This window comes from Desulfocicer vacuolatum DSM 3385 (assembly GCF_900176365.1).
GTDB classification, from domain to species: domain Bacteria; phylum Desulfobacterota; class Desulfobacteria; order Desulfobacterales; family Desulfobacteraceae; genus Desulfocicer; species Desulfocicer vacuolatum.
In genome coordinates this window covers 179145-199785 of sequence record NZ_FWXY01000002.1, presented here as the reverse complement: position 1 = coordinate 199785, position 20641 = coordinate 179145, and the positions used below count along the sequence as shown (strand labels likewise).

Annotated in this window: 19 protein-coding genes; 16 read left to right on the top strand and 3 right to left on the bottom strand. The window is 50.4% G+C overall.

The features are described from left to right. The gene (locus tag B9A32_RS02835) at nt 1–543 is read left to right on the top strand and encodes a YqgE/AlgH family protein (RefSeq protein WP_084066857.1); all 543 of its coding nucleotides are present in this window, start codon (nt 1–3) and stop codon (nt 541–543) included. Further along, nucleotides 540–2849: a dynamin family protein gene (locus B9A32_RS02830; RefSeq protein ID WP_170923673.1), complete on the top strand. Its 2310-nt coding sequence runs from the start codon at nt 540–542 to the stop codon at nt 2847–2849. Before B9A32_RS02835 ends, B9A32_RS02830 begins: the two co-directional genes overlap by 4 nt. Before the next feature lie 12 nt (nt 2850–2861). On the opposite strand, the gene B9A32_RS21510 is transcribed toward B9A32_RS02830, so the two are convergent. After that, nucleotides 2862–3137: a hypothetical protein gene (locus B9A32_RS21510; protein WP_212637634.1), complete on the bottom strand. Its 276-nt coding sequence runs from the start codon at nt 3135–3137 to the stop codon at nt 2862–2864. A gap of 112 nt (nt 3138–3249) precedes the next feature. On the opposite strand from B9A32_RS21510, the gene B9A32_RS02825 reads away from it, so the two are divergent. The 11 genes from B9A32_RS02825 to B9A32_RS02775 all read left to right on the top strand — a co-directional run bounded on the left by B9A32_RS02825 (nt 3250) and on the right by B9A32_RS02775 (nt 13670). Then, complete coding sequence (locus tag B9A32_RS02825; RefSeq protein WP_084066855.1) at nt 3250–3699, top strand: universal stress protein; 450 nt, start codon at nt 3250–3252, stop codon at nt 3697–3699. Beyond that, nucleotides 3696–4517, top strand: coding sequence for a putative molybdenum carrier protein (locus tag B9A32_RS02820; protein ID WP_084066854.1), 822 nt, complete (start codon nt 3696–3698; stop codon nt 4515–4517). Before B9A32_RS02825 ends, B9A32_RS02820 begins: the two co-directional genes overlap by 4 nt. Nucleotides 4518–4575: 58 nt before the next feature. After that, complete coding sequence (locus B9A32_RS02815) at nt 4576–7224, top strand: intermembrane phospholipid transport protein YdbH family protein (protein WP_170923672.1); 2649 nt, start codon at nt 4576–4578, stop codon at nt 7222–7224. A gap of 273 nt (nt 7225–7497) precedes the next feature. Continuing rightward, nucleotides 7498–9168: a coiled-coil domain-containing protein gene (locus B9A32_RS02810; protein WP_084066852.1), complete on the top strand. Its 1671-nt coding sequence runs from the start codon at nt 7498–7500 to the stop codon at nt 9166–9168. A 58-nt stretch (nt 9169–9226) separates the two neighbouring features. After that, nucleotides 9227–9436: a hypothetical protein gene (locus B9A32_RS02805; protein ID WP_232367015.1), complete on the top strand. Its 210-nt coding sequence runs from the start codon at nt 9227–9229 to the stop codon at nt 9434–9436. A gap of 35 nt (nt 9437–9471) precedes the next feature. Continuing rightward, on the top strand, nt 9472–9843 hold the full coding sequence (locus B9A32_RS02800) for a YdbL family probable chaperone protein (RefSeq protein ID WP_084066851.1): 372 nt from the start codon (nt 9472–9474) through the stop codon (nt 9841–9843). Nucleotides 9844–10107: 264 nt separating this feature from the next. Then, nucleotides 10108–10893 (top strand): DUF4198 domain-containing protein, encoded by a 786-nt coding sequence (locus B9A32_RS02795; protein ID WP_084066850.1) that lies wholly within the window; start codon nt 10108–10110, stop codon nt 10891–10893. A 1-nt stretch (nt 10894) separates the two neighbouring features. Then, entirely contained in the window at nt 10895–11506 is a 612-nt protein-coding gene (gene cbiM, locus B9A32_RS02790; protein WP_084066849.1) for a cobalt transporter CbiM, read from the top strand. Between the two features lie 11 nt (nt 11507–11517). Then, nucleotides 11518–12036 carry a hypothetical protein gene (locus B9A32_RS02785; protein ID WP_139795681.1) on the top strand — a complete coding sequence of 173 codons (519 nt, stop codon included), beginning with the start codon at nt 11518–11520 and terminating at the stop codon, nt 12034–12036. Then, nucleotides 12029–12781, top strand: coding sequence for a cobalt ECF transporter T component CbiQ (cbiQ, locus tag B9A32_RS02780; protein ID WP_084066847.1), 753 nt, complete (start codon nt 12029–12031; stop codon nt 12779–12781). The genes B9A32_RS02785 and cbiQ overlap by 8 nt, the downstream gene beginning before the upstream one ends. Nucleotides 12782–12938: 157 nt before the next feature. Beyond that, nucleotides 12939–13670, top strand: a complete 732-nt coding sequence (locus tag B9A32_RS02775; protein WP_084066846.1) for an energy-coupling factor ABC transporter ATP-binding protein — start codon at nt 12939–12941, stop codon at nt 13668–13670. 323 nt (nt 13671–13993) lie between these two features. Here B9A32_RS02775 and ahcY read toward each other — a convergent pair whose 3' ends face one another. Together ahcY and metK are read right to left on the bottom strand one after the other, a co-directional pair. Next, nucleotides 13994–15436 (bottom strand): adenosylhomocysteinase, encoded by a 1443-nt coding sequence (gene ahcY / locus B9A32_RS02770; RefSeq protein ID WP_084066845.1) that lies wholly within the window; start codon nt 15434–15436, stop codon nt 13994–13996. Nucleotides 15437–15660: 224 nt separating this feature from the next. Next, a complete protein-coding gene (metK, locus tag B9A32_RS02765; RefSeq protein ID WP_084066844.1) occupies nt 15661–16833 on the bottom strand; it encodes a methionine adenosyltransferase in 1173 nt (390 codons plus the stop codon). A gap of 548 nt (nt 16834–17381) precedes the next feature. On the opposite strand from metK, the gene B9A32_RS02760 reads away from it, so the two are divergent. The 3 genes from B9A32_RS02760 to lptG are packed head-to-tail and all read left to right on the top strand — an operon-like array spanning nt 17382 to nt 20628. Then, nucleotides 17382–18398, top strand: a complete 1017-nt coding sequence (locus B9A32_RS02760) for an adenosine kinase (protein WP_084066843.1) — start codon at nt 17382–17384, stop codon at nt 18396–18398. 5 nt (nt 18399–18403) lie between these two features. After that, entirely contained in the window at nt 18404–19546 is a 1143-nt protein-coding gene (gene lptF / locus B9A32_RS02755) for an LPS export ABC transporter permease LptF (protein WP_232367023.1), read from the top strand. Between the two features lie 5 nt (nt 19547–19551). Beyond that, nucleotides 19552–20628, top strand: a complete 1077-nt coding sequence (lptG, locus tag B9A32_RS02750) for an LPS export ABC transporter permease LptG (protein ID WP_084066841.1) — start codon at nt 19552–19554, stop codon at nt 20626–20628. The last annotated feature ends 13 nt before the right edge of the window (nt 20629–20641 follow it).

Sequence of the window (20641 nt, the reverse complement as noted above, 5' to 3'; positions counted from 1 at the left end):
ATGTCCCAGAATCCAGTTTCGTTAAAGGGGCGGTTGCTCATGGCCATGCCGGGGTTGCCTGACCCCAACTTCGCCCAGACCGTTACCTGCATTTGTGAGCACAATGATTCCGGTGCACTTGGTTTTGTCATCAATCGGGAGCACCCCCTTTTGACCATCCGGGAACTGTTTTCCGATCTAAAAATGTCCATGGTGGATACCATGGATAAAATGCCAGTTTACCTTGGGGGGCCAGTGCAGCCGGGGGCTGTTTTTGTTCTCCATGGGGCCCCCTTTCACTGGGAGGGATGCATACAGGTGACACCTGACATCGGTTTGAGTAATACCCGGGATATTCTGATGGCCATGGGCCAGGGCAAGGGGCCTGACAATGCCATGGTCATTCTGGGGTGTGCCGGCTGGGCCCCCATGCAGTTGGATGCGGAAATGGCAGAAAATTCCTGGCTTGTGGGAACCCTTACCATGGATATTTTATTTAAAACCCGGGTGGAAGCCCGATGGGAACAGGCCATGATGCACATGGATATGGAATGGGGCACGTGAAAAAGGAATATGACACCGGTGAAGCCTTTAAAAACATCTCACACGTTTCCATGGGCAGATCAGAGAATCCCATGAGCCATGGAATTGTGGATGCCATCATACACATGGCAGAAAAACTATCAACTGCTTTTCAAGGGATGAAGGCCATCCCCGGCATGTACGACGATCAGGCAGAACTTCAGCACCACATCTGCTCCCAGGTTCCCGGTCAGATCACATCGGGGCTCATCCGTATTGCCGTTGTGGGGGCCATTAAGTCGGGGAAAAGTACCTGCATTAATGCCATGACCGGGGCTGAAATTTTAAAACGGGGGGCCGGGGTGATCACTGCCATGGTGACCCGGATACGCCCGGGAAAAAGTCAGAAAGCCCGGGTTTTTCTTAAATCCTGGGATGAGGTCAATGAGGAGTTGCGCCGGGCCCTGGTGTTGTTTCCGGAAAATCTGGTGGCCGTTGAAGGCATCTGTGCCGACACCTTTGATTTGAGGCGAAAAAAAGACCGTGGATTTCTCCAGGCCGTTGCCGGCCGCCTGGGGGGGGGACATGCCACCGTTGTCCCCCGGGGACTGCAACCGGAATTTGTTCGCATCCGACAGGCCCTGGACGCCTATGATCGGGTCCGGCATCTGGTACAGGCAGATGCTGTGGTGCTTACCTTTAAAGATGATGAATTTTATGGTCACCAGATGTTCACCGGTGACGGCTCCGCTGCTTTTTTTGCCAATGATGTTCTTTTGGAACTGCCGGGAAATGCCCTGGCCCCCGGGGTGGAGATGGCCGACTGCCAGGGCAGTGATTCCACGGACCCTGCCCATCTGGCCCAGATCCAGGATTATCTGGTGTCTGCCAATATGATTATCTATGTCATCAGCAGTCGCATGGGGGTGCGCCGGGCAGATATTGTTTTTCTTCAAATGATTCAGGAAATGGGACTGATGGATAATCTTTTGTTCCTTTTCAACGTGGATCTTGGAGAACACCACAGTCTTGACGAGCTTAAATCCCTGGAAGCAAAGGTCAAGGATGAGCTGGCCTGTGTCCATGCTCAACCCTTTATTCACAGCCTTTCCTGTCTCCATGGCCTTTATTGCGCCCTGGGAAATGAGCTTTTACCCGGGGAAAAAAAACGGATCAGTCTCTGGGAGGAAAACCGGGAATTGATGCGCCATACCCTGGAGGGAGAAAAGACTTTCATGGGCCGGCTGGAAGAAAAAATTCAAAGGGATCGTTTTTCCCTGGTGGTTGAAAATCATATCCAGCGCCTGGGGGTTGCCTGTGATTTTACCGGCAGACGGATAGAGCTGTTTTATGATCTTTTATCCCGGGATCAGGACCGTGCCGATCATGCGGTGGGGGAACTTAAACGCATGAAAGCCCAGGGGGCAAATCTTAAGGGCATGATAAAAAAAAACACCCTGTCTGCTGTGGAGGCACTGGAGACCGATATTCGTGCCCGGATACACCGTTTTTTCCATCCCCGGAAAGGAGCCCTTGCCAGGGAAGTCAAAGCCTTTATAAATGATCATCCCGTGTCATATCCCCGCCAGGAACAACAGTTGGCTGAGTCGGGATTTAACCAGGCCATTTACACCATGTTCCAGGAGTTTCGCACGGCTGTGGATTATTTCATGGCCCGGCAGTTCACCCCCCGGGTGGCAGCCTTTATCAAGGAACAGGAACAGCGCATGGAGACGGACTTCATGGTTCTTTATGACACCTGTCACATGGACACCCGTACCCTCATGGCCCGCCTGACAGTGGATGATCACGGACTCTGGAACCATGGGGCTGATATGGAGGAGCAAAAACCGGTGTGTCCGGTGGATATCTCTGCGGTCAAAGGCATTCTGGGCCTTGAAATTCCCCGGGCGAGGATGGCCACTGCATACAGTGCAAGGATTCGTGTGGATGCCATGGCCGGTCTTGGGGTGCATTCCCTGGTGGCCATTTTGTCCAGGATTTTAAAAAAGAACTTTGCCTCCCCCTTTGACATGGCCTTTGCCAATGGGGAGAGACGCATGCGAAAAGAGGCCCTTCGATGCATGGAACTTCATTTTAAAAATTATCGGGAATTATTGGAAACCGACTATTTTTTAAAATTAATCCATGCTGTGTCCCGGGATTTCCAGGAAAAAATGGTGGTGGAATTTGAGGGGTGTGACCTTGAAATGTCCAAAATTGAGGCATTGGTGGCCACAGAGCACACAGAAAAGATCCAGCGCCGCCACAACCTTGAGGCCATGATTCACACCCATGGGCAGATGGCCAAAGAGATGGACGCCCTTCACATTGATTATCCCCATTGACGGGATAGATATTCAGTGGCACGCCATGTTTCCCTGTTGGGGTCTGCCCACAATAAATATAGGGTCGTAGACGCGGAGCCAAATGGTATTATACCGCCGCTCCCCCGACGGGCAATGGTCCCGGACCGGAACTGTAGACAGCTCAATTGTCCGGTTCCTATTGCCCGTCGGGGGGGGTGGCTCTGCCTTAGGTTGCCTGTATATAACCGCCACGGGCGGACCTTGTACTGATCTGGTTCTGCCCACAACGAAGCTTGAAATACACCTCTGATTTGCGGAGTATTTCATATAACTGCCACGGGCAGATCGTATTGGGGTTTGACCTGCCCACAACGAAAAATGAAACTCTAATTATTACAGGCCTTTGGCTGGAGTTTCATATGAAAAAAAGGAGGCACAAATGGACGTTAATCGAATTCTCTGTTGTGTGGATTTTTCCTCCAATGCCGACCATGCCTTTGAAAGTGCATTGGATCTTGCCCAAAAGTATGGGGCAGCCCTTCATCTGGTTCATGTGCTGCCACCGGTGATCAGCCCTTTGATCACTGACATTGATCTGGTGGTGCCGCCGGAATCTTCCACTGCCCTTGTGGACAAATTGGCCGATCAGATGATTCAAACCTATGGCCTGCGTGTTCCCCCCCGGACAGACCATGTGGTCCGGGTCCTGGAGGGGCATGTGTCATCGGAAATACTGCATTACATTGAATCTGAAAATATTGATCTGGTCATTGTGGGGGCCTATGGGCTTTCCGGGGTGGAGCTGGTGCTCTTTGGCAGCGTGGCCAAGCGCATTGCCCACAAAGCCACCTGTTCTGTGATGATCGTCCGGAACCCCCCGGAACCATGATACAGAAAATTATTTCCGGAGGGCAGACCGGAGCGGACCGCGCGGCCCTGGACACAGCCATAAAATTTAATATTGATCACGGCGGATGGGTGCCGGCAGGTAGAAAAGCCGAGGATGGGGTGATCCCTTCCCAGTATCTCCTGGATGAGATGGACACGGAGGATTACCCCCGGCGCACGGAGCAAAATATCCGGGATTCCCAGGGTACGGTGATTATTTCCAGGGGACATTTAAAGGGGGGATCTCTTCTCACCTGGGATCTTGCCCATACCCTTGGAAAACCATGCTGCCATGTTGATCTCAATGATATGGATGAGTTTGAAGCGGCTGTGATGCTACAGAATTTTGTAAACACCCGGTACATTCAGGTGTTGAACGTGGCAGGTCCCCGGGCCAGTCAGGATGCCGGGATTTACTGGGCCGTGAAGGGGATACTTGAAACCCTTTTTTTCATGGAAATGATGGCAAAGACCCCGGAGGCACTGTCGGGCCGGGATACCCTTTTAATGGAGCGCCGGGCCCAGGCCCTGTGCACCACAGTACAAGAGGCTGCCCAATTCATTGGAAAGGATTTGAATCTGCGCACCCGGTGCATGATTGCCAATCTTAATCGGCGTGACATTGGCACGGTTTATTTTGCCCTGGCCGACACCATTAAGGTGAAAATGGGCCTGGACCATGGCAATGAAACCTTGCTGGCCCATTGCGCTGATATGGCCGGTGTAAAACGTATTACCCCCGAAGATGCGGCCATGGTGATTTTAAAATTTTTAAAAGCGTCCCTGGAAAAAAATCATGTGCTGAGGGTGTTAAGATGATTTTTTGTCTGTCATGCCGGTTGGCCCTGGGACCTGTTTTTCAAACTTGAGTTCATCCATGACCTTTAAGTCTATTATAAAGTATGGTTTCATGACCGGCGCAGGATTGATTCTCCTGGGCCTGGTACTTATACCCCATGTGTTTCAATGGGGAATCAATACAGTCTTGTCCACCCGGCCGGGTCTGGATGATCTTAAGATTTCTGTGCGCCATGTGGGGCTCACCGGTGCTGGTATCGGCCCCATTTACATGGGCAGTCACCTGGTGGCAGATGGGGTGACAGCGACTTATTCCCCGGGTTCTCTGATCAGACAACGCCCCCGGCAAATAACTGTTTCAGGTCTGGACATACGGGCATCCTTGAGCAGGGGGGGGATTGTTTTGACTGATTTTGCCCCTTTGTTTTTTAACAAGGAAAATTCCTCCACCCCCCCGGCGGATGATTTGTCCCGGCCTTCCATGGACGCTGTGTTTGCCCGTCTGCCTTCCCGGATGAACATCTCCCATTCGCGTTTTTCCCTCTTTTTTAATGGCAGGGAAATCATCATTCCCTTTGATCTTTCCGCCCTTGTTCCCCGGGATAAACAGTCTGTTTCTATGGGGTTTCATCTATTTCCCCTGGGACAGCCTGTCCATGGCGCTGTGGTGATGAACAACGCCGGTGATATTGAACATTTTGAACTGACGGCCCGGGGGATTGAGTATGGCCGGTTCAATGATATTCTTAAATTGTGGTTTCCTGAAATCAGTCTCCAGGGTAAAGGGGATCTGACCCTCACAGGGGATGGGGAGGGCAGGGCAAGCCTTCGTATTTCCAGGCTGGCACTGGCTGAACCCCGACCCATCTGTCTGGACAACCTTGCGGTCACCCTGGTTCCCGGCAAAGGCCCCGCCATTCCGGGACTTCCATTGCGGTTTCCCCTGCATGCTCTTTTTCATTTTCAATGGGATCGGGGGGGGCTGCCGACCCTTTTTATGTCCGGCAGAGTTGATTGTACCCGGGAGGGGGCCTGGAAATTGACGCTGATGGATCAGCACAAAAAAAACAGTGAATACTTTTTCAGACTGGGAAAGACGGAGTTGAGCATGGGCCCCGGCTCCCGGTTTCAACTGGATGTCACAGGGCAGAAAACAAAGGGAACGCTTCGGCTCCACATGGTGGCCAATGAGCTAATGGTTCAAAACATTCCCCTGCCGGTGAGGGTTTCCAGGGTGGGGCTTAATGGCACCGGTACCTTTGATTTTTCATCCCGGGGTAAGGGGTTTGCCATGGATTTAACCACCACTCTGGGACGTATTCAAGGAGAGAACCGGCAGTTTCAGATCCGTTTTCCCGGGGCAAGTATACCCTTTGCCGTCCGGGTGACCCACCGGGGTAAGCCTTCGGTTTCCGGTGCCATAAAGATTAGAAATGGCAACGTGTCCCAACTTGGCCGTGATTCCCTGGTGATTTCAGGTCTTAATCTGCACATGCCCTTTTTCTGGCCCCGGGGAATCTCCGGCCGCCGGGGAACTTTTTCCGGGGAAACAATATCCTTTAATGGAGCGCCCGTTTGCTCCCTGGAAGGAAAAATGATACACACTGAAAAGGGTATGGATATTTCCGGTGCCGTGCATTTTCCCTTTTGGGGGACTGTTCCACCCATGGCAGGCAGTGCTGTGTCATCAAAAGCCATGTTTCCCCATGTTAAATTTGATTTGAAAACCGTTTTTTTACCCCCATTGGCACCTGCCATGGCACTCACATGGGATATGCCACCGTTTTTTCTGACCCATGACATGGTTAAAAAAAGCGGTTTACTTTCTCCAGATGTGGTGCTGCCCCGGTTTAACACCACCCTGGCAGCCCGGGGACACATGGATTTTGGAGGTGAAAAAACAAAAAACCGATTAGTGCTGGATCTCACCCGGGGTCAGGTTGATATGCCGGACAAAAAGCTTGCCATCAAGGGGATCAATGCTGGCCTGATATTGAATGAACTGCCGCTTGTGCGCAGTGCACCGGGTATGGTTTTAACCATGGATTCCCTGGACTTCAATGGGATAATACTCACCGATGCAAAATTGAGGTATACTTTGGAGTCCGCCACCTCCTTTTTGCTGGAAAATGCCTCTTTTAAATGGTGTAACGGTGGGGTCAGCGCAGGTGCCACCCGTTTTTCCAGTGATGTTGATGCCTACCGTCTTACCCTGTTTTGTGATCGACTGCGGTTTGCCGATATGTTGCAGCAGATGGGATCATTCAAGGCCCGGGGGGAGGGCAGTCTCAATGGCACAATTCCCATTTCCTGGGTAGATGGGATGCTTTCCTTTGACAATGGGTTTCTTTATTCCACACCGGGAGTGGGGGGGACCATCCAGGTGTCCAACACCGAAGTTTTCACCGCCGGTATTCCCATGGATACGCCCCGGTTCGTGCAAATGGATCTGGCCCGGGAGGCATTGAAAAATTATACCTATAAGTGGGCCCGGGTGGGGTTTAATTCCCAGGGGGAAGATCTCATGGTGAAGTTGCAATTTGACGGTAGTCCGGGAGAGAATCTGCCCTTTGTGTACCGGAAAGACCTGGGCCGATTTATCCGGGTGGATGCTGCCGCTCCTGGATCGCGCTTCCAGGGAATCAAGTTGGATGTGAATCTTACCTTGCCATTTCATCGGGTGCTGAAGCTTGGTAATGAATTAAATGATTTTATGGAAAAATTTTGACGCCTAAGGCTGCATGTCCGGCACCTTGCATATCCAGCCAAATGACGCTTGCAATTCTTAAATAACAAAACCGGGGCATGTTTTATTTTCCGGTTTACACTTGATGGTCCTGTAAAAAGTCGGCCCAATATTTTTTTGATGCCTCATATGTGGTCATGAAATGTGTTTGTCACAATATGCGGTAGCTAACAAATAGGCTTTGGACTTTTTACGAGGCCATCACACTTTGGTCTGCCCATGGCAGTTATTTGATACTGAAAAAGAGAGGTGAACGTGTTTCGATTTGTTTTAACAGGGTTGATGATATACGCTTGTTTGATCTTTCCGGTGTATGGTGCCGATGAAATCGCTGATAAAGAATCCACAGCCGTCTCTGTGGAGGAGGAACGGTCGGGGCGTTCCAAGGAAATGCTGACCTCCATCATTGAATTAAAAAAAAGCCTGATCAGCCGCATTGAGGATAAAAATAAGCAGTTGAAGGCCAGCAGTTCTGAAATGGAAAAGGAAAATCTCAAGCAGGAACTGGCCACATTGGATCAGCAACTGGACGGTGCCAAGGCCGATTTTGAACGCATTGCCACGGGCATTGATATTGATCTGTTTTCTGATAAAAAAGAGGAGATTTTCAACTGGCAGGATGAACTGATTTCTTTGGTGGAGCCGGGTATTAAAGAATTAAAACGCTTTACCTTAAAGGCCAGGCAGAAGGCAAAACTAAAAGAGGATATTCAGCACTATCAACGCCTCTTGCCCGTTGCCCGGGAAGCCTTTGAAAATGTCAACTCCCAGATGGAAAAAACAACGGACAAGGGCGTTAAAAGGCAATTAAAAATGCTTTTGCCCGAATGGCAGGGGGTTGTGGAACAATTGGACAACCGCCTGAAAGTGGCCCATCTCCAGCTGGATACCATGGAGCAGGAAGAGAAATCTTTGATGGAGCTTTCCCGTACTTCCATGAGGGATTTTTTCCGAACCCGGGGGCTTTATCTGCTCATGGCCGTGGGGGCATGTGTCATGGTGCTGCTTTTACTGCGGTTTATCTATGGACTTACCATCCGTACGGTTCCAGGCTTTAAATCCGGTTATCGGCCCTTTTATGCCCGTCTCATGGACCTTCTTTTTAAGGTGATGGCCATTGTGTTTTCCCTGGTTGCCCTGATTCTGGTCTTTTATCTGGCAGAGGACTGGGTCCTGCTCAGTCTCACCATTATTATTTTACTGGGCCTTGGCTGGGGGATTAAAAGTACCTTGCCCGGTATGTGGCAGCAAAGTCGTCTCATGCTCAATATCGGTGCGGTGAGGGAGGGTGAGCGCCTGGTGATGGACGGGGTGCCCTGGATGGTGAAGCGCATCAACATGTTCAGTCAGCTTGAAAATCCCGACCTGGGCATGAAGCTTAGAATTCCCATTGAATCCCTTGTGGGCAAGACCTCCCGTCCCTTTGCTCCTGAGGAATCGTGGTTTCCCTGTCGCAAGAACGATTGGGTGATTTTGGCCGACGGTACCCGGGGAAAGGTGGTGAGTCTTTCACATGAAATGGTGGAGCTGGTCCAGCGGGGCGGATCCCGTAAACTATATCAAACCGGGGATTTTCTGGGGCAGACCCCCCTTAATATCTCCGTTAATTTCAGACTTAAGGTGGTTTTTGGTATTGGGTATGAGCACCAGAAAGAGGCCACCTCCGGCATTTTAACGGTGATCCGGGAATACCTGGGCCAGGCCCTTGAAAAAGAGGGATATAATGAGCATCTTGTTAATTTAAATGTGGAATTTTGTCAGGCCGGGGCGTCTTCATTGGATTTTGTTGTTATTGCCGATTTTGACGGTGAGGTGGCGCCTCTTTACAATCGTTTGAACCGGGCCATCCAGCGATGGTGCGTTGATGTGTGCACCCTTAACCACTGGGGCATTCCTTTTCCCCAGCTCACCGTGCACAAACCTTAAGCTCAATTTATGGTCTGCCCGTGGCAGGTGTAAAAAATAAGTTACAGGAGATGTGTTTATGGGACAAAAAAAAAATGCATGGGCGCTGCTGATTCCCGGGGCTGCACTTTGCCTGGCCCTGGGATGCAGTACCCGACATGATGTGGCCATGGCTCCGGTGGAGGTAAAGCCCATTCACATCACCATTGATGTGAATGTTAAAGTGGACCGGGCCCTGGATAGTTTCTTTGATGACATTGATGCCGCAGAAGAGGAAATCAAAGAATAAAAAAGATCATTCAGTATCATCAAAAGGAGATTAATATGAAGAAAAAACAGTTGATTTCTGTGGGGCTTATATTGCTCTTTTCCCTGGTATTTCTTGTGGGAGGGGCTGTGGCAGATGATGTGAAAACGCGCATGAAGCGTCGACTTCCAGACATTGTTAAATTAAAATCCCAGGGGCTTGTGGGGGAGAACGCAAGGGGATACCTTGCCCATGTCACTGCAAAAAAAACAGGGTACAATATCATAGCTGCCGAAAACAAAGATCGCAAAGCCGTATATCGCCTCATTGCCGGACAGCAGGGAGTGACCCTTGAAAAAGTGGAAACCCTGCGGGCACTTCAAATCGTGAAAAAAGCCAAGCCCGGGGACTTTCTCCAAAAACCCGACGGCAGTTGGTATAGAAAATGATTGACATGCTTTTGATTCTCTGTATATCTAAAAGCTAACATTAAGGACAGAAGTCCTTTGAACTGCTTTACAAAGAACGGTTTAAAACATCAGGTCTTAAAAAAACAGGAAGGTCTGAGCCCTTCCCACACAGGAATAATTAAATTTAACCACGAAGGTTACCATGGCTGCCCATCCATTGCGGAGGGTCAGTGGTGTACCTTCGTGGTTTTTTTGTTTTTGATATGACGTTGTTCCAATCATCAAGGTTTAAGGAGAATAAAAATGACATTGCGTTTGACAAAATCCATCTGTTTAACTGTTTTTTTCAGTTTGATTCTGGTTCCCTTTGCTTCAGCCCATTTTGGCATGATCATTCCTTCGGACAGCATGGTGATGCAGGAAGATGACCGGACATTGACCCTTGATCTTTCATTTTTCCACCCCTTTGAAGGCCATGGCATGGAACTTGTTAAACCCCATGTTTTTAATGTAATAAGAGAGGGAAAAAAGACCGATCTTTTGCCCTTGCTTAAAAAAAGCAGTGTCATGGAGCACGGGGCGTGGACCTTTGATTTTCCTGTGAAACGGCCCGGTGCCTACGCCTTTTGCATGGAACCTGTTCCCTATTGGGAACCTGCCGAAGACTGTTTTATTGTTCATTACACCAAAACCGTTGTGGCAGCCTATGGCGGTGAAGAGGGATGGGATGATGAGCTTGGATTAAAAACAGAAATTGTTCCTCTGTCAAAACCCTATGGCCTTTATGCCGGCAATATTTTCCAGGGAATTATTAAAAAAGATGGCAAGGCAGTTCCCTTTGCCGAGGTGGAGGTGGAGTTCTACAATGAAAATAAAAAGGCCACGGCCCCCACGGATTATATGGTGACACAAACCCTTAAGGCCGATGGTAACGGTGTTTTCAGCTATGCTCCCCCGGTTTCCGGGTGGTGGGGATTTGCCGCTTTAACCACAGCAGATGAAAAAAAGATGCACAACGGTGTGGAAAAGGACATTGAGCTGGGGGCCGTGATCTGGGTTCAATTCATGCCCTGGCAGGCAGGAGAATAGGATGCATATTTCCGAAGGTGTGGTGTCAGGACCGGTGATGATGGCAGGGGCGGCCCTGGCCTTTGCAGGAACGGCTGTGGGGTTGAAAAAAATTGATTATGAGCGCATGGTCCATGTGGCCATACTTTCATCTGCTTTTTTTGTGGCCTCCCTGATCCATGTCAACCTTGGTCCCTCCAGTGTGCATCTCATACTCAACGGTATTGTGGGATTATTGCTGGGATGGGCCGCCTTTCCCGCCATTTTGACGGCCCTGCTGCTCCAGGCGATTTTGTTTCAGTACGGTGGGATAACGGCCCTGGGGGTAAACACCGTGATCATGGCCCTGCCGGCGGTGATCTGCTACTACCTGGTGGGGCCACTTCCGGGCAGAGGGCCGCGATATACATTTGTGGCAGCTTTTCTGGCCGGTGCCGGCAGTGTGGGGCTGGCAGCCCTGGGCCTGGGCTCAGCCCTTTATTTCACGGAGAAAAATTTTCTGGAAGTGTCCATGCTGGTGATGACGGCCAATCTGCCGGTGATGATCATTGAAGGCATTGTCACAGGATTTTGCGTCACCTTTCTGTTAAAAGTGTATCCTGAAATTTTTCCCCGGAGGGGACCTGAAAAATGAGAAAATATTTAATGACACAAAAAAAAGGGCAGAAGAAAGACCTCTTGCCGGGGGGGACCCTGCTTGCGCTTATTTTGATTCTCTTGGGCAGTTCCCCGGCATGGGCCCACAAGGTGTATGTGTTTGCCTGGGTGGAAAAGGGTACGGTTTACACCGAAAGCAGCTTTGGGGACCAGCCGGTGCATGGGGGGGCCATTGAAGTTGTGGACCGGGACAATCAGGTGGTGCTCCAGGGCAAAACCGATGACCGGGGAAAATTTAATTTCCCCGTTCCTGTGGCAGTGAATTCGGATCTTTTGATCAAGCTTGATGCCACCATGGGACACCAGGCCCGGTGGACCGTTACCCTGTCAGAGCTCATGGCAGAGGGAGACGAGGCCAGACAGCAGCTGGATGAGGCCATGACAAAAAAAGAAACCCTGGAAGCCAAACCTTCCATGGCAGCCGTGGCCACGGGCATTGCTGTTATTTTTCTCATCTGCGGCCTGGCATCTTTGATTCATAAAAAAAGGAAAAAACACAATGGATGAATCCCTTGCCCGTCAAGAATCATGGATGCACCGCATGGACCCCTGTGTAAGGGTTATAACTGCGGTGATTGTCTCTTTCTGTGCTGCCCTGTGCCATGATGTGAACATTCTGGTGGGGCATGTATTGATGTCCCTGGTGCTTGTGGGCATGGCAAAGCTTCCCCCGGTGGCTGTTTTTAAACGGTTAAAGCCGTTGTTCTGGTTTTTGGTGATGATCTGGGTGGTGATGCCCTTTACCCATGAGGGAGAACCCTTGGTTTTAATGGGGCCGGTGGCCCTCACCCGGCCGGGTGTGATGCTTTGCGTGAATATCTCCCTGAAGTCTGTGACCATCCTTTTATACTTCATGGCCCTTGTGGCCACCATGACCGTGGCCACCCTGGGACAGGCCCTGCATTGTCTCCATGTGCCCGATAAAATGATATTTCTTTTGCTCATGACCTATCGCTATATCAGTGTGATCCAGTCCGAGTACCATCGGTTGCTCCGGGCCGCAAAGTTCCGGGGATTTGTGCCCGGCACCAATATCCATTCCTACCGCACCTATGCCTACCTTGCAGGCATGCTCTTTGTCAGGGCCTCCCGCCGGGCCGCCAGGGTGTATGATGCCATGCGATGCCGGGGATTTAACGGGAAGTTTCACACCCTTGACACCTTCTCTCCGGGCGTGGTAAATCATCTGTTCCTTACCCTGGTATCCATGACCGCCCTGGGGCTGGTTGTAACCGAAACCCTGTTGATGTAAAATTCGGTGGGCTTATTTTGGGGGCTGGTGGGAAAAAACAGGGGGCAGAGGCAGGTAATGTTCTGGTGCGTTCAATCCAGGTACATGCCTGAAACCTGGCCTTTGATCGTTTCTGTCGGTATGCAAAATATGATCATTGAATGAAAGCGAATAGACTGTGGCCCATGACGTTCCCGTAATTCAACTGAAAGATATATCCTTTACCTGGCCCGGTGCCGGGGCGCCCACCCTTGATGGCGTAAATCTGACCATTGAAACCAAAGATCGCATTGGTATCATGGCCCCCAACGGCAGTGGTAAAACCACTTTGTTTCACACCATCATGGGGCTTTGTATCCCCGATGCCGGTACCATTGAAGTGCTGGGGCAACCCATGAAAACGGAAAAGGATTTTGAACAGATTCGATCCCGGGTGGGACTTCTTTTCCAGGATGCCGACGATCAGCTTTTCAGCCCCACGGTGATTGATGATGTCTGTTTTGGTCCCTTAAATCTGGGCTTTTCTCCGGCAGAGGCCCTGGAGCAGTCAAGGGCCATTCTGGACAGGCTTGGCATTGCAAATCTGGAAGACTGTATCACCCATAAATTGTCCGGGGGGCAAAAACGTCTGGTGGCCCTGGCAGCGGTGATGGCCATGGAGCCGGAGCTGCTGCTTCTGGATGAACCCACCGCCGGCCTTGATGCCGGTGTGAAAAACACCCTTGCCGACACCCTGGTTTCCTTATCAATTCCCTACATTGTTATTTCCCATGAGTTTGATTTCATCTCCGCCGTGACTAATCGGATCTTTTCCATGGAAAAGGGTCGAATCCTGACGGATGATGAGGTGCATATCCATCAGCATGAACACATGCATAAATTGGGTAAATTCCCCCATAAACATGTGTGAAATTCTATTAAGAGACCGGGTGTCAAATAAGGTCTGCCCCATTATACAATGCAGCCTCCAAGGCAAGCTAAGGCAGAGCCGCCCCCCGACGGGCAATAGGAACCGGACAATTGAGCTGTCTACAGTTCCGGTCCGGGCCCATTGCCCGTCGGGGGGCGGCGGTATAATACCATTTGGCTCCGCGTCTACGACCCTATATTTGTTGTGTCCGCCAGGAGATGCCCATCACATGGAATACGTCGCAGATCAGGGGGCAAACTTTATTGTGGGCAGAACCGGATCAGAATACGGTCTGCCCGTGGCAGTTATTTAAAAGGATATTTTTAATACCTGTAATGATCGGGTTTGTAAGGCCCTTCCACAGGAACCCCTATGTAATCGGCCTGCTGCCGGCTCAGCCGGGTCAGTTTTACCCCCAGTGTTTCAAGGTGCAGCCGTGCCACCTCTTCATCCAGCTCCTTGGGAAGGGTATACACTTTTTTCTCAAGGTCTTCCTTGGCAAGCTTGATCTGGGCCAGGGTCTGGTTGGTGAAACTGTTGCTCATGACAAAACTTGGGTGACCTGTGGCACAGCCCAGGTTCACCAGACGGCCTTCGGCCAGTACGATCACTGATTTTCCCGATGCCAGGGTCCATTTATCCACCTGGGGTTTGATGGTAACCTTGATATTGGCTTTATTGCCCTCCAGGTGGGCCATTTCAATTTCGTTGTCAAAGTGGCCGATGTTGCAGATGATGGCCTCGTCCTTCATTTGATCAATGTGTTCCCCCCGGATCACATGGTAGTTTCCTGTGGCTGTGACAAAAAGGTCTCCCTGGGGAGCGGCCTCTTCCATGGTCATCACCTGGAACCCTTCCATGGCTGCCTGGAGGGCGCAAATGGGATCAATTTCCGTGATGATCACCCGGGCACCATAGCCTTTCATGGAATCGGCACAGCCTTTTCCCACATCCCCGTATCCTGCCACCACAACCACTTTTCCGGCCAGCATGATGTCCGTGGCCCGCTTAATGCCGTCGGCCAGGGATTCTCTACAGCCATAAAGGTTGTCGAACTTGGATTTGGTCACGGAGTCGTTGACATTGATGGCTGGAAACAGCAGCTCATTGTTGGCCGCAAGATGGTACAGGCGATGCACACCGGTGGTGGTCTCTTCGGAGACCCCCCGGATGTTTTTTGCAATTTTTGTCCATTTACCCGGAGTGTTGGCAACACTTAGTTTTAAACGCTCCATGAGGCAGATTTCATCGGCACTGCCTGAGATATTTTCCAGCAAAGCAGGATTGTTTTCCACCAGCACACCCTGGTGAACAAACAATGTGGCATCCCCGCCGTCATCCACAATGAGGTCAGGTCCGGAACCGTCGGGCCAGGTCAGGGCCTGTTCTGTGCACCACCAGAACTCTTCCAGGGTTTCCCCCTTCCAGGCAAACACAGCGGCAGAGCCTTTGTCGGCAATGGCGGCGGCGGCATGGTCCTGGGTGGAAAAAATATTGCAGGTGGCCCAGCGAAGATCGGCCCCCAGCTCATAAAGGGTGTCAATGAGCATGGCCGTCTGGATGGTCATGTGCAGGCTGCCCATGATTTTAAATCCCTTCAGGGGTTTTTCTGAACCGTATTTTTTCCGCAGGGCCATGAGGCCGGGCATCTCTTTTTCTGACAACTGCATGTCTTTGTGCCCATGGGCCGCAAGGGAAATATCCTTGACTTTATATGCCAGGCCCGGATCCAGGGCCGTGATGATTTTTTCTGCTGTCTGTAACATGATTTTATTCCTTATAATTAAAGGCCATGGCAGGTTTCCCTGTCATGGCCGTTTTTGTTCTTATTTGTTTTGATCCCCAGGATATCAGGAGTAAATATTCGGTCAGCACCCCATCTTCACCTGTTTTGCTCTGTTCACCTAACAATCAGTATACTACGCAGCCCCGAGCAGGCGAATATGGGGAACAGTCCAAACATTTACACAAGCAAGCCGAATATTTACTATCAGAATCCGGCTTTTACCTTGATTTCAGCAGCTTTATCCGTGTGTTCCCAGGTGAAATCGGGATCATGACGTCCAAAATGACCATAGGCTGAGGTTTTGCGGTAAATGGGTCGCAGCAGATCCAGGGTCTGGATGATACCAGCGGGTCTGAGATCAAACACCTCTTTTACAATTTCCACCGCCTTTTCTTCGGAAATCTTACCGGTACCCTTGAAGTCCACCAGCAAAGAGACAGGCTCTGCCACACCAATGGCGTAGGCCACCTGGACTTCGCATTTGTCTGCCACCCCTGAAGCCACTATGTTTTTGGCAATGTATCGACCCATGTAAGAGGCACTTCTATCCACCTTGGAGGGATCTTTTCCGGAAAAGCAGCCGCCGCCATGGCTTCCTTGTCCCCCATAGGTGTCCACGATGATTTTTCTGCCGGTGAGACCGCAGTCTCCCATGGGGCCGCCAATGACAAATTTTCCTGTGGGGTTGATGAAAAAACGGGTGTCACCGTCTATCATTTCCGCCGGGATCACCTTGCGGATCACCTCTTTAATAATGGCATCCTTCAGATCTTCATGGGTGACGTCGGGTTTGTGCTGGGAAGAGACCACAATGGTGTCCACCCGTGTGGGTTTACCGTCCACATACTCAATGGTGACCTGGGATTTACCATCGGGCCGTAAAAAATCCAGGGCCCCGTTTTTTCTCACCTGGGCCAGACGCTGGGTCAGTTTATGGGCGTAACTGATGGGCATGGGCATCAGCTCCGGGGTTTCATTGGTGGCAAAACCGAACATGAGTCCCTGGTCCCCTGCGCCCTGTTCCTTGAAAAGTCCTTCACCTTCATCCACGCCCTGGGCAATGTCCGGAGATTGATGGTCAATACTGGTGATCACCGAGCAGGTGCGCCAGTCAAACCCCATGTCCGACGAGTGGTACCCGATATCTCTGATGGTCTGTCTGACAATTTCGGGCATGTCCACGTAACAGTCGGTGCTGATCTCTCCGGCAATCATGGCAAGACCTGTGGTGACAAGGGTCTCACAGGCCACCCGGCAGTTTGTGTCCTCTGCCATGATGGCATCAAGAATACTGTCGGAAATGGCATCTGCCACCTTATCGGGGTGTCCTTCAGTGACAGATTCTGATGTGAACAGAGAGGATTTTTTTTCCGTCATGGTATCTCCTTTATGGCATTGTCAGTATAATTATCAGAATTGATTATACATTCAATGCAAAGTAACGTATGAGTGTAAATATATATCAACTGCACAAGGTATGCCATGGTACATCATTTGTCAACAATTTGGCGTCATATCCAGCCATTCTGATTTGGGTTGTCCGGGCTGACTCATCATGATAATGTACATTGGATCGGATACAACAAATATTAAAAATGGTATTGTACCGCCGCCCCCCGACGGGCAATGGGCCCGGACCGGAACTGTAGACAGAAATACACCCCTGATTCACGGAGTATTTCATATAACGGCCATGATGCGCTGCATCACAACAAATAATGAAAGTCTATTATAAAAATATCCGAATGGTTCTATTGTTCTGTATGTGTCTGAAATTATAATATTTAAAATTACTTTCTTATAACTGCCATGGGCAGATCATATTGAGATTTGACCTGCCCACAACGAAATTTGAAACTCTAATTATTACGCTGCTTGGACGGAGTTTCATATAAAAAAAACTTAAAGATAAAGGTATATCTAAAATGATCGAAATAAATCCACACAAACCCCTTAAGGGAAATCGTATCACCGGCATTGGTTCCGCCCTGGTGGATCTCTTGATCCATGAGAGCGATGCTTTTTTAACAGACCTTGGCAAGGAAAAGGGGGGGATGACCCTGGTGGAAAGCCGGGACATTGATCTGATTCTTGAAAAAACCCGGCAAAGGCCCATGGTGGTGCCGGGGGGGGCTGCCTGTAACACCATTGTGGGGGTGGGGCAGCTGGGGGGAGGTGCCAGATTCATTGGTCAGCGGGGGGAGGATGAACCTGGGCAGATTTACCAGAAGGCTTTGGAAAAATGCCGTGTGGAACCTGTTTTTTATACATCTTCCACCCCCACGGGCCGGGTGTTGTCAGTGATCACCCCGGATGCCCAGCGCTCCATGTTCACCTGCCTTGGAGCCTCCACCGAGCTCAATCCCAAGGAGGTCACCCCGGTGCTGTTTGGGGATACGGCCATTGCTGTCATTGAAGGATATCTTTTATTTAATCCTGATCTCATGATGGCCTGCCTGGAAAGTGCCACCAGGGCCGGAGCCCTCATTGCCCTGGATCTGGCCAGTTTTGAGGTGGTGGAAAACACCCGGCCCCTTTTGGAAAAAATTGTGGGGAGATATGTGGATATTCTCATTGCCAATGAGGATGAGGCCCGGGCTTACACTGGGCATGCCAATGAAGAAATGGCTTTGGATGCCCTGGCAGCCCAGGCCCCCCTGGCGGTGCTGAAAAAAGGTGCCCGGGGAAGTTGCCTGGCCCATGATGGTAACATCATTGAAGTTTCTCCAAAAACCGGTAATCCGGCAATGGACACCACCGGAGCCGGGGATCTCTGGGCTGCAGGCTTTTTGTTTGGCCTTGCCCATGGATTTTCCCTGGAAAACAGCGGGACTTTGGCATCCCTTCTGGGATATGAGGTGTGCCAGGTGGTGGGGGCACACATCCCCGATGCTGGATGGCAACGCATTCACGCTTTTATGAAAGAAAGGGAACTGGCTTGATTCCTGTGCTTTATCGCTATATTTTCCGGGAACTTGTCTCGCCCTTTGGGGTGAGTCTTTTGTTTCTCACCTTTGTGTTTGTGATGACACGGATTCCGGATATCACCAACATGGTGGTGAACTATAATATGGGAATTTCCGCGGTTTTTTCTCTGGTGCTCTATTCCCTGCCGCGGTTTATGGAGTTTACCCTGCCCATGTCCGTGATGATTGCTGTTTTGCTTACCTTCATGCGCATGTCTGGAGCCAATGAGATCATTGCCCTTAAGGGCGGTGGCATGTCCATTTACCGTCTGCTGCCGCCGGTGGCTTTTTTTTGTACCTTGATGACCCTTATCACCCTGTGGGTGACGGTGTGGGCCGTGCCCTGGGGTAAGCATGCGTTCACTGTTCTGGGCCAAGAGATGGCCCGGGCAAATATTAACGTGGCCTTAAAGGAACGTCAATTTAATACACCCTTTGACAATGTAATGATTTACGTCAGTGCCATTGATATTAAAACCGCCCGGTTAAAGGATGTTTTCATTGAGGATGGCCGGGATCCTGACAGCGTTAATATCACCGTGGCTGCACAGGGGGCACTGGTATCCCGGCCCAATGAAGGGATCTATACATTGACCCTTGAAAACGGCATAATTAATCAGGTGTCCCTGGATCGCAGTGCGGCCCATCAGATTCAGTTTGACAGGTATGATATTAATTTTGATGTGGGACTGCCTGACCATAAACAGCGTATCGATAAAAAAGATCTTGATGAAATGGGCATAAGGGAGCTTCTTACCGTTGCCCGGGATGGAAAGCAAGGGGCTGAAAAACGCCATGAGGCCCGCATGGAACTCCATGAGAAACTGGCCATTCCCTTTGCATGCCTGGCTCTGGGGCTTCTGGCCCTGCCATTGGGGCTTCAATCCCTTTCCGCCCGCCACGCACCGGGGTTTGGCCTGGCCCTGTTTTTTTTCATGGGGTATTACATGCTCCTGGCCCTGGGGTGGTCCGCCGGTGGCAGTGGCGGATACCCCCCCGGTGTGGCCATGTGGCTGCCCAACTGCGTCATGGGAGGCACGGCAATTTATCTCATCAAACAAGTGGCAGGGGAACGTTTTTTTCACATGCCCCATCTGTTTATCCTGCGGAAACGGGAAAGGTAACCTGTATGTCCATCATAAACCGATACTGGATGGTACAGTTCCTGCGGTTTTTTGGTATTGTCCAATTCATTGTACTTGCCATTTTTGTGGCCGTGGATTACCTGACCAATTTGAATAAATTTTTTAAAGCAGGCATTTCCCTTGTGGATGCGCTGGGGTATGTGCTTTTAAAAACGCCTTTTATGTTTGTTCAGTTCACCCCGGCCGGGGTGGTTCTGGCTGTCATTGTGGTATTTGGGCTCATGAATCGTAACAATGAACTTCTGGCGTTAAAGGCCGGAGGCATCAGTGCTTATACCCTTGTAACACCTGCAGTGGTGGCCGGTATACTGCTCTCTGTTTCCATGTTTTTTCTGGGGGAAACCGTGGTGCCGGTGACCATGGCAAAGGCCAATTACATTAAATATTCGGTGATTAAAAAAAAGCACCAGGTCCATGCCACCCGGGAAAACATCTGGATTAAAAGCGATGACACCATTGCCCATTTTAAATTTTTTAACCCTGTGGATCAAACCCTTTCCGGGGTTTCCCTCACCCGCATGGATGATCACTTCCGGGTTGTCCAGCGCATGGATGCCCGTTCAGGTGTGTATAAGGAGGGGCAGTGGCATTTTTTTAATATGATGGTTCAAGATTTTTCTCCGGGTGATGATACGGGAAAGGTGACCTTGCATGATGAAAAGGTCGTGGATATGGCGCTGCTTCCCGAAGATTTGGGGCAGATGGTGAAAAAAACCGATGAAATGCGGTTTGTTGAACTTGCGGCCCACATTAAAAAGGTCGAGCAGGAGGGCTATGACGCCACCACCTACCGGGTGGATCTTCTGGGGAAAACCGCTTTTCCTTTTATCTGCCTTATCATGGCCATCATGGGAGCTGCGGTGGGTATGCGCCCAAAAATAAAGGAAAATCTGCCTTTGGGTATTGTCATGGGGCTTGGCATGGCATTTTTGTACTGGATTTTATACAGCTTTACCACATCCCTTGGGTATGGCCGCATGCTGCCTCCCTTTATCAGTGCCTGGAGTGCCAATTTTTTGTTTTTGTGTGTTGCCTTGTTTTATCTGACTCGCACGGAATAACGAACGCATTTCC